General features: G+C 71.4%; 13 protein-coding genes and 1 tRNA gene. 3 read left to right on the forward strand and 11 right to left on the reverse strand.

Annotation, left to right across the window (positions count from 1 at the left end; genetic code table 11):
- Position 1 precedes the first annotated feature (1 nt).
- From WMF44_RS20835 to WMF44_RS20875, 9 genes are all read right to left on the reverse strand, one after another.
- Positions 2–1,537 (reverse strand): protein kinase domain-containing protein, encoded by a 1,536-nt coding sequence (locus WMF44_RS20835; protein ID WP_437300855.1) that lies wholly within the window; start codon positions 1,535–1,537, stop codon positions 2–4.
- A 216-nt stretch (positions 1,538–1,753) separates the two neighbouring features.
- Positions 1,754–3,154: a tetratricopeptide repeat protein gene (locus WMF44_RS20840; RefSeq protein ID WP_437300856.1), complete on the reverse strand. Its 1,401-nt coding sequence runs from the start codon at positions 3,152–3,154 to the stop codon at positions 1,754–1,756.
- 100 nt (positions 3,155–3,254) lie between these two features.
- Positions 3,255–3,782 (reverse strand): hypothetical protein, encoded by a 528-nt coding sequence (locus WMF44_RS20845; protein WP_437300857.1) that lies wholly within the window; start codon positions 3,780–3,782, stop codon positions 3,255–3,257.
- A gap of 65 nt (positions 3,783–3,847) precedes the next feature.
- Complete coding sequence (locus WMF44_RS20850; protein ID WP_437300858.1) at positions 3,848–4,861, reverse strand: collagen-like protein; 1,014 nt, start codon at positions 4,859–4,861, stop codon at positions 3,848–3,850.
- 331 nt (positions 4,862–5,192) lie between these two features.
- Positions 5,193–6,557 carry a M16 family metallopeptidase gene (locus WMF44_RS20855; RefSeq protein ID WP_437300859.1) on the reverse strand — a complete coding sequence of 455 codons (1,365 nt, stop codon included), beginning with the start codon at positions 6,555–6,557 and terminating at the stop codon, positions 5,193–5,195.
- Positions 6,554–7,996 carry a M16 family metallopeptidase gene (locus WMF44_RS20860; protein WP_437300860.1) on the reverse strand — a complete coding sequence of 481 codons (1,443 nt, stop codon included), beginning with the start codon at positions 7,994–7,996 and terminating at the stop codon, positions 6,554–6,556. The genes WMF44_RS20855 and WMF44_RS20860 overlap by 4 nt, the downstream gene beginning before the upstream one ends.
- A gap of 23 nt (positions 7,997–8,019) precedes the next feature.
- Positions 8,020–8,667 (reverse strand): hypothetical protein, encoded by a 648-nt coding sequence (locus WMF44_RS20865; protein ID WP_437300861.1) that lies wholly within the window; start codon positions 8,665–8,667, stop codon positions 8,020–8,022.
- Between the two features lie 90 nt (positions 8,668–8,757).
- Positions 8,758–10,560 carry a translation elongation factor 4 gene (gene lepA / locus WMF44_RS20870; protein WP_437300862.1) on the reverse strand — a complete coding sequence of 601 codons (1,803 nt, stop codon included), beginning with the start codon at positions 10,558–10,560 and terminating at the stop codon, positions 8,758–8,760.
- Positions 10,561–10,816: 256 nt separating this feature from the next.
- A complete protein-coding gene (locus tag WMF44_RS20875; protein WP_012236467.1) occupies positions 10,817–11,026 on the reverse strand; it encodes a ribbon-helix-helix domain-containing protein in 210 nt (69 codons plus the stop codon).
- A 362-nt stretch (positions 11,027–11,388) separates the two neighbouring features.
- Here WMF44_RS20875 and WMF44_RS20880 point away from each other — a divergent pair, with 362 nt between their 5' ends.
- The 3 genes from WMF44_RS20880 to WMF44_RS20890 all read left to right on the forward strand — a co-directional run bounded on the left by WMF44_RS20880 (position 11,389) and on the right by WMF44_RS20890 (position 14,402).
- On the forward strand, positions 11,389–12,255 hold the full coding sequence (locus WMF44_RS20880) for a hypothetical protein (protein ID WP_437300863.1): 867 nt from the start codon (positions 11,389–11,391) through the stop codon (positions 12,253–12,255).
- A 1-nt stretch (position 12,256) separates the two neighbouring features.
- On the forward strand, positions 12,257–13,036 hold the full coding sequence (locus WMF44_RS20885) for a hypothetical protein (protein WP_437300864.1): 780 nt from the start codon (positions 12,257–12,259) through the stop codon (positions 13,034–13,036).
- 226 nt (positions 13,037–13,262) lie between these two features.
- On the forward strand, positions 13,263–14,402 hold the full coding sequence (locus WMF44_RS20890; protein ID WP_437300865.1) for a pseudouridine synthase: 1,140 nt from the start codon (positions 13,263–13,265) through the stop codon (positions 14,400–14,402).
- Here the strand turns inward: WMF44_RS20890 and WMF44_RS20895 are convergent.
- Together WMF44_RS20895 and WMF44_RS20900 are read right to left on the reverse strand one after the other, a co-directional pair.
- Entirely contained in the window at positions 14,314–15,477 is a 1,164-nt protein-coding gene (locus WMF44_RS20895; RefSeq protein ID WP_012236471.1) for an AAA family ATPase, read from the reverse strand. The genes WMF44_RS20890 and WMF44_RS20895 overlap by 89 nt on opposite strands.
- 175 nt (positions 15,478–15,652) lie before the next feature.
- Positions 15,653–15,727, reverse strand: a tRNA-Gly gene (locus WMF44_RS20900).
- Positions 15,728–15,754: the final 27 nt, after the last annotated feature.

The raw sequence follows: 15,754 nt of genomic DNA on the forward strand, positions 1-15,754 counted from the left end.
GTCAGATGCCGAAATCCGTCGGCTTCGGCTTGCGGCGGGCGCTCCCCGGCGGCGCGGGGGAACGCGGCTTCGCCTGAGCGGGCCGGGCCGATGGCGCGCGCGGGCCGCTCGGCGCCGTCGCGGACGCCGTCGCCGAGGCCACAGCCGTCGAGGCCACAGAGGGGGCCGGCTCCGGCGCCTGCGCGGAGGCGGTGGCCGGCGCCACGACGTCGGGCCCCCGCGGCGCATCGGACACCGAAGCCGTGGGAGCGGGCTGCGCGAGCGGCTGCCCCGTCGCGTCAGGGCTCCCGCCGCGCAGGGCGAAGAACGCGACGGCCACGAGAAGGACCGCGCCCGCCGCCACGGCGGCGAGCGCGCGTCCGACGGCAGGCCGCCGGCCTGGGGGAGACACCACCGAGACCAGCGCGCTGGTGGTCTGCGGCCGCATCTGGCGGCCGGCCATCGCGGACGCGGCCTCCGCTGCTCCGGGCGAGGCCACCGTCGCGCCGGGCCCGGTCGAGGTCCGCGGAGCCTCGGCGTCCGCCGAGGCGATCAGCGTGACCGCGTCCCCGAACGAAGGCGCCGCGCTGTCGGGCCCCGCGTCGGGGAGCGCCGCGCTCTCCCTCGATCGCGGCGCGAACCCGAGCTCCACCGAGATGCGCTCGCCGGACACGCGGAACGGGCCGACGATGCTCGTCCTGGGCTCGTAGCTCTCGCTCGCGATGTCGAGCGCGATCGCGAGCGCGTCGCAGAACTCCTTCGCGCTCTGGAATCTCGCCTCCGGCTCGCGCGACGCCGCGCGGGCCCACCAGGCGTCGAAGCCAGGAGGCACGGGAGCGAATTGCGACGGCACCGGCAGCGGCTTGACCATGATCTTGAGGAGCAGATCGCCGAACGCCTCGCTGTTGAACGGGAGCTTGCCGGTGAGGCACTCGAACACGACGACGGCGAGCGACCAGAGATCCGAGCGGTGATCGATGCTCTTGGTGCCCTGCGCCTGCTCCGGGCTCATGTACGCGGGCGTCCCGAGCAGCGAGCCGGTCTTCGTGGTGGAGGTGACCTGCGGCGTGCTGTCCTTCGCGATGCCGAAATCGAGCACCTTGGCGATCTCCCTGTCGTCGTCCCGGACGAGGAAGATGTTGGCCGGCTTGAGATCGCGATGGACCAGGCCGCTCGCGTGGGCCTTGGTGAGGGCGCGCGCCACCTGCGCCGTGATCGCCATGGTGTCGTGCGGGTCGAGCCGCCCCACGCGCTGGATGCGGGTGTCGAGGTCCTCCCCCTCGAGGTACTCCATCGCGATGTACGGCGTCCCCTGCCAGACGCCGTGGTCGAGGATCTGCACGACGTGCGGGCTGCGGATCTGCGCGGCGACCTTCGCCTCACGCTCGAACCGGTGCCGCACCTCCTTGGAGACGCCCTGCGCGTTCATGAACTTGATCGCGCACGGGATGTCGAGGCCGAGGTGCTGGGCGAGCCACACCGAGCCCATCCCACCTTGCCTGAGCGGGCGCACCAGGCGAAAGCGATCGGCAACGGTGTTCCCCGCGGCGGGTGTCACGCAGCCTCCCAGACCTTCTGGAATAACACAGGTCGACATCCAGGGTCACGTTCACGCCATGCAAAAGTGAACCGGGACCGACAGCGTGAAATGGCGCAGAAGCCCCGCCATCCCCCGCGCCCTGTATTTAGTTGCGTCGGTTGCGTCGGTTGCGTCGGTTGCGTCGGTTGCGTCGGTTGCGTCGGTTGCGTCGGTTACGACGCTTCGCGGCGGAAGCTAACGAGAACCCGAGCTCGCGGCGGCGGGCTCCTGCAGAGGCCGCCGCGCGGCGGGCCGGCCCGGAAGCGCGGCGCCGTCGGCCTTGTCCGTCTTGTCGGTCGCGTGGGTCTTGTCGAGCGGCGTGCCCGTCGTCCGCGCGAGCTGGCTGCCCCGCGGATCGTCCGGGAACGCGTCGAGGAACTTGCGGACGTGGTGGCGCGACTCCTCGGCGATGCCCGCACGGAACGTCAGGAGCGCGAGGTTGTAGCGCGCATCGGCGCTCCTGGGCTCGGCCTTCAGGGCGGCGAGGTAGCCTTGACGTGCGCCGTTGTAGTCGCCGCGCTTGTCGGCGATGAGCGCGAGGTTGTAGAGCACCTCGGCGTCCGAGGGATCCTGCTCGGCGAGCGGCGTGAGGCGCGCCTTCGCCCCGTCGAGATCTCCGGCCAGGATCGCGAGCGCTCCCGCGAGGAGCTGCGCCTTCCGGCCGGCGCCGGCGTCGATCGCGCGATCCGCCTCGGCCCTGGCCTCGGCCAGGCGACCCGCGCGCTCGAGCGCGAGCGCGAGCGCATAGCGGAGCCGCGACGGGTCGCCGCCCTCCTCCAGCGCGGCCCGCGCCTCGGCCTCGGCGCGCTCGGAGCGGCCGGCGACGGCGAGCGCCTCGGCCAGGACCGCGCGCGTGCCGCTCTGCTCCGGGCACCGCTCGCGCGCGGACTCCGCGTCGCGGAGGGCGGCGCCAGCGTTGCGGGCGTGCAGCCTCGCCTCGGCGCGCAGCGCGAGGCAGGCGCACGTGGCCGGCGCGGCGGGCGCGGCGGCGGCGGGGTGCATCCTCAGGCAGCGCGCCGCGACGCCGTCGAGCTCGTCGAGCTTGCGCCGCTCGCGGAGCGGCCCCGTGAGCTCGTCGATCGCGCGCAGGTGGGCGCCGTCGCGGCGCAGCGCTGCCCACCACATCCTCTCGCGCGACCCGAGCAGGGGCGCTGCCCCGTTCAGCTGGACGACGCCGAGGCCGATCACGACGATCGCGGCCCCCATGCGCCGGTGCTTGAAGCTCGATCCGAGCCAGCGCTCCGCGGCGGCGGCGGCGAGGGTCGCGAGCGCCGCCCACAGGGGAACGGCGACGAACACGACCCCCTGCGCGAGCGGCGCGCGAGGCCCGCGGTAGTAGAGCGTGGCCGCGAGCGCCGCGGCGATCGCGATCCACAGCAGCGCCGCGCCGTTCCTGGCGAGCCGTGTATCGAGCCGCGCGGCGAACCACGCCGACAGGCCGAGCGCCGCGGCGAGCGCGGCCGCCGAGAGCGATCCCGAGAGGGCGAGCGCGCCGGCCGGGAGCGGCTCAGGCGAGAGCCACGTGGGCGCGATCGCCAGGACCACGAGGTGCAGCGCGCGGCAGAGGTGCAGGGCGAGCTCAGCAAGCCAAGCCACGGCGTGACCTTAGCCCACCGCCCATCGCGGACCAAACGACGGAGAGGCATCGCTGCAGCGCGGCCGCCGCGGGGAGGGCGCGCTCACAGCCACGGCGCGCTCACGGCAGGGTCATCTCGACCTCGACGGAGACGCGCGATCCGGGCGGCGACACGACGAGCCCGAGCGGCATCATCCGGAGGCATTGCGCCGCGTCGGGGCGATCCATCCCTCGCACTTCGCTGATGCCGCGGGCGATTTCGTCCCCGGACGCATCGAAGGTCATGTTGAAGATGTACCTGGCGCGCGCTGGAGCCGGGTTCTTCCTGAGCGAAGGCTCCCAGCACTGCTTCACGAAGAGCGACCGGCGCGCTTCGAGCTCCTTGGCGGCATCCCCCTCGACACGCTTGTAGAGCTCGCTCGTCAGAGGCGAGGCCCCTGCCGACGCGGGGTGATGCGCAGGCAGCGAAGGGGCGGGCGCGCCCGCGGTCGCAGGCAGCGCGCCCGCGCGTGCTGTCGAGGCCTCCACGCTGGCCGACGGAGGCGCAGGTGGCGGCGGCGGCGGACGCTGCAGCCCGAGGTAGAGCCCTGCTGCGATGAAGAGGCTGCCGAGCAGGATCGCCGCGGGGGTCATCAGCTCCTTCTGCATGGTAGCGATCGGAGGGCAGGCGCCGCGCGCCTCGCGGCGCGCGAGGTCGGCCGCACAGCCCGACCTTACTGCATCGAGACGACAGCGGAGGTGTACGAATAGTCGTTGTTGGTCCAGAAGGGGCTATCGGACTTCCCGCAGAGGCCGACGTTGTACTGGCCTGGGGGCGGCGACAGCGCTGCGCTCAGCCCCATGGTGATGCGGGTGTGCGCCGGGACCTGGACCGCATAGACGCCCGTCCCTTCTGGGCTGAGCTCCCCGAGAGGCGAGAGCTGCTGAGAGCAGATCCAGAGGTGGAGCTGGTCCGCCGGGGTCGACGCGGCGCCGAGCGCCTTGTTGGAGACGACGACGACGCGCTGCCCCGAGGCGGTCACGCTCACGGTCGCGGGCGCAGCGAGGAACTGCAGCGATTTCTGAGGGGCGGCACCCGCGCCGGAAACGTAGGTGCTCGAGAGGAAACCAGGAGGCCCCTGCGGCCCCTCCGCCCCCGGCGGCCCGGCAGCGCCAGGCGGACCAGCCGGGCCGGCTGGGCCAGCCGGGCCAGCCGGGCCAGCCGCGCCGGCCGCGCCGGCCGCGCCGGGAGGGCCCGCGGGCCCCGGCGCGCCCTGCAGGCCGATCGGATCGCCGACCCACACGCCGCTGCTGTCGATGACGAGGCGACCGCCGATGGAGATCGAGTTCGGCGTGATGTCCCCCGCGACGTTGCTGGCCTGGAGCGCATACGGAACGCTCGCGATCCTGGCGCGGGGCACCATCTCGGGGTCGTCCCCCACGGTGATCCCCAGGTAGCGCGCCGTGCCGTCGAAGACCGGCTTGTCGACGGGCGCGAGCTCGCCGAGGTCGACCGAGAAATAACCCTGGTCGAACGTGATGGTGTGGAGCTCGCTCCAGACGGGCACGGGCGCGTCGGGCGCGTCGTAGAACGCGAACACCACGTCGAGCGTGTCGTCGATGGGCTGGCCCACCGGATCGAAGAGGCGTCCCTGGTGGGTGATCGTGACGGGGACCGCCGCGGCAGCGGGCCCGGACAGCGCGGTCACCGCCGCAAGGACCGGCGCGTGGATGGTTCGTGCCTTCATCGCGAGCTCCCCTCGTTCGCCCTCGCGAGCCGGCGCAAGGCGCGCCGTGGCAGGCATCGCGCGGCGCGCGCCGCGATCGCGGCCGGAGCGCCGGTGATCCCGGAGCGGGCCGCGAGCCCTGCCACGATCTCGCGAAGGAGCAGCGCCTTGGATGCCAGCGGCCGACGAGCGGTTCCGATCGCGCGCCCGGTCGTCCGACGCCGCTCGGACGGGCCGCCGGCGTCACCAGCGCCGAGGCCTCGCCGCCGCGGGGCGAGATCGCCCGAGACGGCGCGCGCCCGGGTCTCTCGGCCTGCGCGCGGCGACGTGATCGCCCTCGGCGCGGCGCCGGCTACTCGAGATCGTACGGCTCGACCTTCACCTCGGCCAGCCTCGGGACGGCCGCGGCGATCGCCTCGCCGATCTGCTCGTGTGTGCCGACGACGCCGATCACGAGATCGTCCTCGGAGATCCGGCGCCGCACGGCGGCGTTCGCCTCCTCGAGCGTGACGTCCTCGATCCGCTTCAGGTAGGTCTCGTGGTACCCCTCCGGCAGATCGTACAGGAGCTCGTCGAGCTTCTGATGCACGCGCTTCCTCGCGGTGTCGATCTCGAACGCGTGCGAGCGGACGAGGTAGCGCTTCACGAACGTGAGCTCGTCCTCGGTGATCCCATCGCGCCGCAGCGCCTCGAGCAGCCCGAGCTGCAGGGAGAGGCAGGCGGCGGCGTCCTGCGCCGCGGGCGCGGTCCACATGGTGAACGCGTCGCGGTGCCGATCGAAGCCCGCGCGCGACGAGGCGCCGTAGGACCAGCCACGCTTCGCCCGTACCTCCTGCATCAGCCGCGACGAGAAGGTGCCTCCGAAGGCGGTGTTCGCGACCAGGAGCGCCATGTGATCGGGGTCGTGGGCGTCGGTGCCGAGCCCGCCGATGACCATCTGCGTCTGGGTCCGCTCGGGTTTGTCGACGAACACGACGCAACGCCCCGGCCTCGCCCCGGGATCCGTCACCGGATCGGGGATCGCATCGCCCTCGGGCAGGCCGGACAGGAGGCGCTCGGCGACCGCGTGCGCCTCGCCGGGCTCGATGTCGCCCGAGATGGCGACGATCGCGTTGCGCCGGGTGTAGTGCCGCGCATAGAACGCGGCGACGTCGTCGCGCGTGATCTCCCGCAGCGTCGGGATGGTGCCCGCGATGCGGCGGCCGTAGGGGTGCCCGGCGAACAGGGTCCGCCGGAAGGCGCGGCTGCAGAGCGAGCGATCGCTGTCGCGCGCCTCGATGAGCTCGGCCTCGGCCTCGCGCAGGAGCCGCGCGAGCTCCGGCGGCGAGAACGTCGGGCGCGCGAGGAGCGTGGCCCCGAGCTCGACGAGCCGATCGAGCGAGCGCTTGATCACCTCGAAATGCACCGTCGTCGCGCTCGTCGCCACGTCGGTGCCGAACTCCCCGCCGAGCGCGTCGATCGTCTCCTCGATCTCGTTCGCGCTGTAGCCCTCCGCGCCGCGGCGGAGCATGCGCGCCGTGATGCGCGCGAGCCCCTCGCGCCCGACAGGATCGAGCGCCGAGCCGGAGCGGAACGCGACGACGATGCTGACGATCGGGAGCGCGTGGCTCGTCTCCACGAGCACCGCGCCGTCGCGGGGCGCCACGCGACCGCCCGTCGCTCCCCTGCCCTGCCCCTCGGCGCCCCAGGCGAGGCCGCTCTTCACGCTCTGGCTCACGATGCCTCCTCGCTCTCCGCGTCGGTCCCGTCCTCGTCGTCCTCGTCGCTCGTCCCGTCCGGGATCACGTGGATCACCGTCCGCGCCGAGCTCACCAGGTAGCGCCGCGCCACGCGCAGCAGATCCCCCACGGACGCCCGCCGGTAGGCGGCGAGCCGCTCGAACAGGGCAGCAGGATCGCCGAGCACCGTCTCGTAGAAGCCGATCTGCTCTGCCTTGCCGGCGACGGTCTCGAGCCCTTGCAGGACCGAGAGCTCGATGCGCGCCTTCGCCCGATCGAGCTCCGCCTCGGTGACGGGGGCGCGGCGCACCGCCTCCAGGAGCGGCTCGAGGGCCGCGAGCAGCGCCTCGCCCGTGTGCTCGCCGCGAGCCGAGAGGTAGATGTCATAGAGCGAAGGATCGCGGAACGAGCCCACCCAGCCCCGGACCTCGCTCGCGATCTCCTGCTCCTGAACGAGCGCGCGATGGACGCGCGACGACCGCCCGGAGAAGAGGATCTCGTTCAGCAGGGCGAGGGGCGCGTGGTCGAAATCCCCGAGCGCCGGCGCGCGATAGCCGATCGCGACCTTGTGCGTGGCGGTCGGCTTCACCACCTCGGCGCGGCGCTCCGCGATCTGCGGCGGCTCGGGGCACACCTCCTCGACCGGGATCTTCGAGGGCTCCTGCGCGCCGTAGTGGTCCTGCACCCCGCGCAGCGCCTCGTCGAGCGCGACGTCGCCGACGATGACCAGCGCCGCGTTGTTGGGGGCGTAGTACGTCCGGTAGAACTCGACGCAGTCCTCGGTCGTGAAGCCCTTGATGTCCTCCATCCAGCCGATGGTCGGCCACCCGTAGGCGTGCTTGGTGAACGCCTCCTTGTAGAGCAGCTCGCTCACCGCACCGTCGACGTCGTCGTCGACCCGCTGCCTCCGCTCGTTGGCGACGACCTCCTTCTCGCTCGACACCTGCGGATCGCGGAGGACGAGCCGCGCCATGCGCTCCGCCTCGAGGCGGAGGGTGAGCGCGAGCGCGTCCTTCGGCAGGTTCGTGTGGTAGTAGGTCCAGTCGAGGAACGTCGCCGCGTTCGTCTCGGCGCCGGCCTCCTCGAGCATCCGGTCGAACGCGCCGTGAGCGACGCTCTCCGTCTCGCCGAACATGAGGTGCTCGAAGAGGTGGGCGATGCCGGTCTTGCCCACGCGCTCATGGCGCGAGCCGACGCCGAACCAGGTCTGCAGGCAGACCACGGGCGCCGAGGGGTCGACGAGCACGAGCACCTTGAGCCCGTTCCCGAGGGCGAAGCGCTCGACGCGCATCGTCGGACCGAACGCGACGGTGGCGTCGTGGCGCAGCCGGGCGAGCGGCGGGCGTTCGCGGTTCAGCTCGACGAGCATCTCGGCGAGCGGACCCGTTCGAGGGAGGGCGCTGGCGCCGGGGACCGAGTAGACAAGCGTCTCCTGCATGGCAGGCGCAGCCCATACCACGCTCAGCGCCGCGGCGCTGCGTGGCACAGGACGTCGCTCGGATCCCGCGTCGACTGGTGGCACTCCCATCGGTCGTCGTGGCAGGAGACGACGAGGATCCCCGCGTCGTACGCCTCCTTCAGGGAGGAGCCTGCCCGCTGCGCGAGCAGGTTGGACGGGGTGCGCTCGGTGCACCCCTTGCCCATGTCGACCTCGATCTTCCTGTTCCCCTTGGTCGCCTTGACGGGGTTCGGCGGGGTCTTGCCCTTGTCGGCGGTGCGCGCCGCCGCGGCGAGCTTCGGCAGGATGCCCTCGAGGTAGGGCTTGTCGACGAGCGGGTCGCTCGACCGCGGCGACACCATGGCGAGCGTGTACTGGATCGCCATCATCTGCTGCTCTGCCGGCGCGCTCGGCTGGATCGGCCCGCTCGACCCGATCGGGATCGGCCGCGGCGGCATGTCCCGCTTCGCGGCCTCCGTGGCCGCGGGGGCCGCCGCGGCGCTCGGGGCCGGCGCCGCGCTGTCCGCGGCCGGCGGCGCGGAGGCTGAGGCGGACGCTCGAGGCGCCGTGGCGCGCTGATCGTCGCACGCGAGGACGGCGAGGCCGAGGGCGAGGGCGAAGGCAGGGAACGCCGCGCGGAGCTCGCGCGGCCGGACGGGGGCGGGCTGCATGGGCGGCTTATACGAGCGCGCGCCGCGCGCCGCCACGCTCGCGTGGCCGCGCGGCGCGGCGAGGCGCGCGCTGACCGGCGCCCCCGCGCGTCAGTCGATCTTCAGGATGGCGAGGAACGCCTCCTGCGGGATCTCGACGCTCCCGACCATCTTCATCCGCTTCTTGCCCTCCTTCTGCTTCTCGAGGAGCTTGCGCTTGCGGCTGATGTCGCCGCCATAGCACTTGGCGGTCACGTCCTTGCGCATCGCCTTCACGGTCGTCCGCGCGATGACCTTCGACCCGATCGCCGCCTGGATCGCGACCTCGTACTGCTGGCGCGGCACGATGTCCTTGAGCTTCACCGCGAGGTCCCGGCCCCTGGCGTACGCCTTGTCCCGGTGCACGATGACGCTGAGGGCGTCGAGCGGGTCGCCGTTCACCAGCATGTCCAGCTTGATGAGATCGTCGGCGCGGTACCCGACGAGCTCGTAGTCCATCGACGCGTAGCCGCGCGACACGCTCTTCAGCTTGTCGTGGAAGTCGAAGAGCACCTCGCTGAGGGGCATGTCGTAGGTGATGATCACGCGGTCGGACGAGGCGTACTGGATCGACTTCTGCTCCCCGCGCCGCTCCTGGCACAGGGCGAGGACCGCGCCGACGTACGTCGACGGCACGTGGACGGTCATCCGGAAGATCGGCTCCTCGATGCGATCGGTGAGGTTCGGCGGCGGGAGCTTCGCGGGGTTCTCGATCGACTTCATCGAGCCGTCGTTCAGGTAGCAGTGGTAGACGACGCTCGGCGCGGTCGTGATGAGGTCGAGGTTGTACTCGCGCTCCAGCCGCTCCTGGATGATCTCCATGTGGAGAAGGCCGAGGAAGCCGCACCGGAAGCCGAACCCGAGCGCCTCGGAGGTGTCGGGCTCGAAGACGAACGCGGCGTCGTTCATGTGGAGCTTCGACAGGGCGTCGCGGAGGTCCTCGTACTGGGCCGAGTCCGTCGGGAAGATCCCGGCGAAGACCATCGGCTTGACCTCCTTGAAGCCGGGGAGCGGCGTCGTCGCGGCGTGGACGGCGTCGGTCACCGTGTCGCCGATCTTCGTGTCGACGACGCTCTTGATGTTGCCGACGAGGAAGCCGACCTCCCCTGGCCCGAGCTCGGTGATGGCGGTCGCGTGGGGCGTGAACACGCCCATCTCCGTGATCTCGTAGTCGCGGCCGGTCGCCATGAAGCGGACCTTCTGGCCCTTCCGGATGATGCCGTCGACGACGCGCACCATGACGACCGCGCCGCGGTAGCTGTCGTACCAGCTGTCGAAGATGAGGGCGCGGGGCGCCGCGTTCGGGTCGCCCTTCGGCGCCGGGATGCGCTCGACCACCGCCTCGAGGATCTCCGCGATGCCGATCCCCGTCTTGGCGCTGGCGGGGATGGCGCCGGAGCAGTCGAGGCCGATGACGTCCTCGATCTCGCGCGTCGTCCGGTCGACGTCGGCCGAGGGGAGGTCGATCTTGTTGAGGACCGGGAGGATCGAGAGGTTGTTGTCCAGGGCGAGGAAGACGTTCGCGAGGGTCTGCGCCTCGACGCCCTGGGTGGCATCGACGACGAGCAGCGCGCCCTCGCACGCCTGGAGGCTGCGCGAGACCTCGTAGTTGAAGTCGACGTGCCCGGGCGTATCGATGAGGTGCAGCCGGTACGTCTGGCCGTCCTTCGCTGTGTAATCCAGGCGAACGGTCTGGGCCTTGATCGTGATCCCCCGCTCACGCTCGATGTCCATCTTGTCGAGGAACTGCTCCTTCTGCTCGCGGGCGGTGAGCGCTCCGGTCACGTCGAGGATGCGGTCGGCGAGCGTGGACTTGCCGTGGTCGATGTGGGCGATGATCGAGAAGTTGCGGATGAGCTTGGAATCAACGGGCATAGCGAGCTTCAGGGCGCGGCGACCTGACCAGCGTTAGCGGCCGCAGCGCGCGGCCTCGACCGAGGTGCGAGGGAGCGGACTGGAACGTCCGGGCCCTCAGGGGGAGCGAGCCGCGGCGCGCGGCTCTACGAGCGCCGCGGGAAATGGTGGACCGCGGCGCGGCTGCTCCTAGCGCGACCCGCGCCGCGAAGCTATCCACCCCGAGCGACCGGCGCCCAGGCGTCCGGCACCGGAGCCTTGCGGCCCCCGGCGACGGTCATTTCTTCGGGATCGGCGGCGCGGCGACCGGCGGGCTCTCCAGGGACATCTGCCCTGGCAGCACGTGCTCGTAGTGCTTGAGGACCATATCTATCCCTTCGCGGATGTAGACCGCGATCGGGACCTTGGTGCGTTCGTGCAGGATCTTCAGCCGCTCGGCCTGCTCGGGCGTGATGTAGATGGTCGTCGAGACTTTCTTCCGCGACATGTCACGCCCGGGAGGGTAACCCGCCAGTCTCGAAGGGGACGACTGACAAGACGTTACCCTAGATGCCGGTACGTATGATGTCAATCGGAATGGCGCCACCCCGCTCGCCGGGGTGCGGGGATCGGCCGGGCTGGGCCGCGGGTCGCGTCCGTTGCGTCCGTCGCGTCCGTTGCGTCCGTCGCGTCCGTCGCGTCCGTCGTGTCCGTTGCGCCCGTCGCGTCCGTCGCGTTCAGTGGGGCTTCTTGATGTGCGCGCGGGCCGCGGTCTAGACTGCGGCTTGAAGCTGGTCCGCGTCGGGACGGCTCGCCCGGCGCGTCGAGCTTCTGTCCCGAGGGTTCCGGGCTGGCCGGAGGAATCTCTTGATGACGCGATTCCCGCTCACCTGGCGGTCGTCCAGGTGCTCGCTTGTGGCCCTGATCACCATTTCGGTCACCTCCTGCGCGTCCTCGACGCCGGACCCCTCGAGCGCGAAGGGCTCCACCAACGAACGGGACACGGCGGTCGTCCACGAGCCCTGCGACAAGGACTCCGCCTCTGCGGAGAAGGTCGATGTGAACGGCGACGGGATACCCGACATCATCCACGTGAAGCAAGACGGCCGGGAGGTCTGTCGGGTCGTCGACCTGAACCTGGACGGCGCGATCGACGCCTTCATCTACTACGACGCCAAGGGGGTGGAACGGCGGCGCGAATCGGACTTCGACCGCGACGGGCGGGCCGACGAGATCGCTCACTACGAGCGCGGCGCCGTCGTGTTGAAGGAGCGCGAGACCAACTTCGACGACAAGCTCGACACCTGGGACTACTACGAGGGTCCGCGCCTCGCGCGCCGCGAGCGCGACTCCGACGGCGATGGGATCGTCGACCAGTGGTGGCAGTTCAACAACCCGAACGACGCGAAGTGCGCGGTCGTGGCGAGCGATCAGAACGCCGACGGCAAGGCCGATCCCGGAAGCGTGGTGGATCTCTGCGCCGAGTCGTACGGCGCGCCGAAAGCGCCGCTGCCCCCGCCGGGCGGCGCCGCGCCCACGGAGGGAGGGGCGGGCGCAGGGCAGCCTGCGGCCGCCGGAGCGCCGGGCGCCCCGCCCACAGCTGCCCCCGCCGCGGGCGCGGCTGCTGCATCGGCGACCGCCGCGCCCACCGCTGCCCCCGCGGGCGCGGCTGCATCGGCGACCACCGCGCCCGCGGGCTCCGCGCCCGGCCAGCCGGCCGCCAAGAAGGGACCGTGACATGAGGAGACAAGCGCTCATCGCGCTGGCCACGCTCAGCCTGCTCGGCGCGGCGTGCGGCTCGGATCCAGGGTTCGAAGGCGCGAAGGCGCCGAGGGTCGAGGCGGCTCGCAACGCCGACGGCAGCATCGACGATCGCTCGATGTGCGACTGGAAGGGCAAAGAAGATCGCGAGACGAGCGAGACCGCCGGGCCAGGCGCGATCCAGCCCAACGTGCGGCGCGTCTGGCAGATCGTGGGCACCGGCGAAGACCGCCAGAGGGCGCTCGTCTGCCGCGAGATCGACACCAACTTCGACGGGGTGAAGGACGTCGTCCGCAAGTACAACGACAAGGGCGAGAGCCTTCACGAGGAGTCCGACTCGAACTACGACGGCCGGATCGACACATGGCTCACGTTCGCCGGCGGAAGGCTGGCCGAGGTGAAGGTCGACTCCGATCGCGACGGCAACCCCGACGAGTGGAAGTACTACAGCGGCGGCAAGCTCGCGCGCATCAAGCGCGACACGAACCGCGACGGCAAGCCGGACGTCTGGGAGATCTACCGCATGGGGCGGCTCGAGCGGATGGGCGTGGACATCGACGCCGACGAGCGGGTCGATCGGTGGGATCACGACAACGAGCTGAAGCGCCGCCTCGAGGACGAGGAGCGCAAGAAAGAAGAGGAGGCCACCGCTGCAGCCGCGAAGAAGGCTGCGGAAGATCAGGCGGCCGCGGACAAGGCAAACGAGGCCGTGGGCGACAGCGGGAGCGCGGCGCCCTCCAGCGACAAGAAGAAATAGAGCGCGCCTCCTTCGAGCCGAGGTGCGGCCAACCTCGCCCCCTGCCCTGACGGCGCAAGCGCGCGCAGGTGCTCCTGCCGCCGCGGGCGTTCGCCAGGGCAGGCGCGCCGGCGTCGGCCTCGGATCCCAGCGGCGTACCGCCCAGGTCGGTCGACGCGGCGCGAGGGGCGTGCTTATCAGTGCCGTCGGCCGACACCATCGCGTCGGCGTAGGTCCCGAGCACACCATGGAAGAACGTCTGCAGAAGATCATCGCGCGCGCCGGCGTCGCCTCGCGCCGCGCATCGGAGGAGCTCATCCTCGCCGGGCGGGTGCGCGTGAACGGGCGCGTCGTGACCGAGCTCGGCTTGAAGGCCGACCGGCAGAAGGACCGCATCGAGGTCGACGGCAAGCGCCTCGTCTCCGAGGCGCCGGTCTATGTCGCGCTGCACAAGCCGCGGAACGTCGTCTCGACGATGCGCGATCCCGAGGGGCGCCCGACGGTCGCCGACCACGTGCGCGGCACGGGCGCGCGGCTCTACCCCGTGGGTCGGCTCGACTTCGCGACGAGCGGCATCCTCCTCATGACGAACGACGGCGACTTCGCCAACGCGCTGCTCCATCCGCGCGGCGGCGTGCCGAAGACCTACGTCCTGAAGGTCCAGGGCGTCATGAGCGAGGACGATCTCACGCCGTGGCGCGAGGGGATCCGCCTCGAGGATGGCGTCACGCTGCCGGCCGAGGCGCGGCTGCTCCGCCACGAGGGCGACAAGACGTGGCTCGAGGTGACCCTCCGCGAGGGCCGCAACCAGCAGATCCGGCGCATGGGCGAGGCGACCGGCTGGCCCGTGATGCGCCTGGCCCGGACGACGTTCGCCGGGGTGAGCTCGGAACGCCTCCGGCCGGGAGAGTGGCGCGCCTTGACGGTGGATGAGCTCCTCCACATCCGCGAGGCGTTCGGCGTGCCCAAGCGGATCCGCGGCGCGGTGATGGGCGCGTCGTCGGGTCCGGTCGACCACCGCCGCACGGCCAGCTCGGCCCGGTCAGGCGCGAAGGCGTCACCTCGGCCTGCACAGGAAGCCGCTGGTGCCGCCGCGCGCAGCCGGGGACCGGCGCAGCCGAGGGTTCGCTCCAGAGCCAACGCCGACGCCCCGAGCGCACCTGGTCAGGGCCCGGCCGGGCGGATGGCTCGCGCCAGGACCGACGCCGCCCCGAGCACGCCCGCCCGGAGCCAGGCCGGGAGGACGGCTCGCTCCAGGACGGACGTCGCCGCGCCGGCGACGCCCGGACCGGGTGCCGCTAGATCTGCGCGAAGCGTCCGCTCCGAAACGAAGCCTCGAGCAGCTGAGACACGCGCGCCTCGAGCTCGCGGGCGCGAGCGTCGTTGATGCCGGCGAGCGCCTGTTTGATCTCGCCGAGCGCCTTCAGCTGACTGAACAGCTGGACGTCGCCGAGCGAGGCGCCGCCCGTGAGGATCTGCCGGATCCGATCGATCTCCGCGGCGAGCGCCTCCACGCCGACGCCGAGCGCGCCGACACGGCGGCGATCCGGGTGCTCGCGAAAGAAGGCCTCGAGCACCGGCTGCACGATGCCCTCGAGGATCGCCGCCTGATCCTGGTTGTTCCAGATGTGCTTGAGCACGAAGAAGTCGCTCGCGTCGGTCGTCTGGCGGCCATCGAGGTAAGCGCTCGCCGCGAAGAGCTTGAGCATCTTCACGACACGACGATCCGAGAGCGATATCCCTTCGGCGCGGATCTGGAACACCAGCCCCTTGTAGGCCGACAGGAACGCATCGCCGAAGTTCATCCGCGCGCCGAACCCTCGGCCGAGCTCGGCGAGCTCGCGCGCCGCGACGAGCGGGCGAAGCGGCTCGCCGGCCATGTGCCGGATCTCCTGCTGGATGCCGCGCTGGAGCAGCTCGCTGAAGTGGTAGGCGTCGAGGTTGTCGGACTGCACCCGCAGGAGGAAGCGGTCGAAGATCGCGGTCAGCGTCTCGTCGCCGGGCACCTCGTTCGAGGCGGCGAAGACGCTGATGAGCGGGCAGCGGAGCACCTGGCCGCCGCTCGCGAACTTGCGCTCGTTCAGCAGCGTGAGCAGCGCGTTCAGGATGGCGCTGTTCGACTTGAAGACCTCGTCGAGGAAGACGATCTCCGCCTCCGGGAGCATCCCCGAGGTGTTCCGGCGGTAGACGCCCTCGCGAAAAGCACCGATGTCGACCGGGCCGAAGATCTCGTTCGGCTCGGTGAAGCGCGTGAGCAGGTACTCGAAGTACCGGGCCTGCATCAGCTCGGCGAGCGTGCGGATGAGCGCGCTCTTCGCGGTCCCAGGCGGGCCGAGGAGCACGCAGTGCTCGCCCGCGACGACCGCGATCATGAGCAGGCGGATGATCTCGTCCTTGCCTAGGAACTGCCGCTCGAGGCTATGGGCAAGCAGGCGCAGGCGCTCGTGGAGCGGAGCGGACATGAGGCGAATCCTCGTATCACAGGCCCGCCGCCTGGCGCATCGCCCCGTGCGTTCCCACGACGCCAGCGCGCCGAGCGGTTGAGCAAAACGTTGAGCTGAACGTTAAACAAAACACAGAGGCCGGTGGGTCACACCGGCCTCGCAGGGTCTGCTCGCTGCCGCAGAGCCTATGTCGTGGAGCGGGAGACGGGATTTGAACCCGCGACGTCAACCTTGGCAAGGTTGCACTCTACCACTGAGTTACTCCCGCAGATGTCAATCACTTAATTCAGGAAAC

The organism is Sorangium sp. So ce426 (assembly GCF_051475585.1).
In the GTDB taxonomy this organism is placed as follows: Bacteria; Myxococcota_A; Polyangia; order Polyangiales; family Polyangiaceae; genus Sorangium; species Sorangium cellulosum_B.

Coding starts and splice junctions, on each gene's coding strand:
- WMF44_RS20875 (WP_012236467.1), bottom strand. CDS start 11,026: ATGTCGCGGAAGAAAGTCTCGACGACCATCTACATCACGCCCGAGCAG.
- WMF44_RS20895 (WP_012236471.1), bottom strand. CDS start 15,477: ATGTCCGCTCCGCTCCACGAGCGCCTGCGCCTGCTTGCCCATAGCCTC.
- WMF44_RS20890 (WP_437300865.1), top strand. CDS start 13,263: ATGGAAGAACGTCTGCAGAAGATCATCGCGCGCGCCGGCGTCGCCTCG.
- WMF44_RS20885 (WP_437300864.1), top strand. CDS start 12,257: ATGAGGAGACAAGCGCTCATCGCGCTGGCCACGCTCAGCCTGCTCGGC.
- WMF44_RS20880 (WP_437300863.1), top strand. CDS start 11,389: ATGACGCGATTCCCGCTCACCTGGCGGTCGTCCAGGTGCTCGCTTGTG.
- WMF44_RS20850 (WP_437300858.1), bottom strand. CDS start 4,861: ATGAAGGCACGAACCATCCACGCGCCGGTCCTTGCGGCGGTGACCGCG.
- lepA (WP_437300862.1), bottom strand. CDS start 10,560: ATGCCCGTTGATTCCAAGCTCATCCGCAACTTCTCGATCATCGCCCAC.
- WMF44_RS20865 (WP_437300861.1), bottom strand. CDS start 8,667: ATGCAGCCCGCCCCCGTCCGGCCGCGCGAGCTCCGCGCGGCGTTCCCT.
- WMF44_RS20845 (WP_437300857.1), bottom strand. CDS start 3,782: ATGCAGAAGGAGCTGATGACCCCCGCGGCGATCCTGCTCGGCAGCCTC.
- WMF44_RS20860 (WP_437300860.1), bottom strand. CDS start 7,996: ATGCAGGAGACGCTTGTCTACTCGGTCCCCGGCGCCAGCGCCCTCCCT.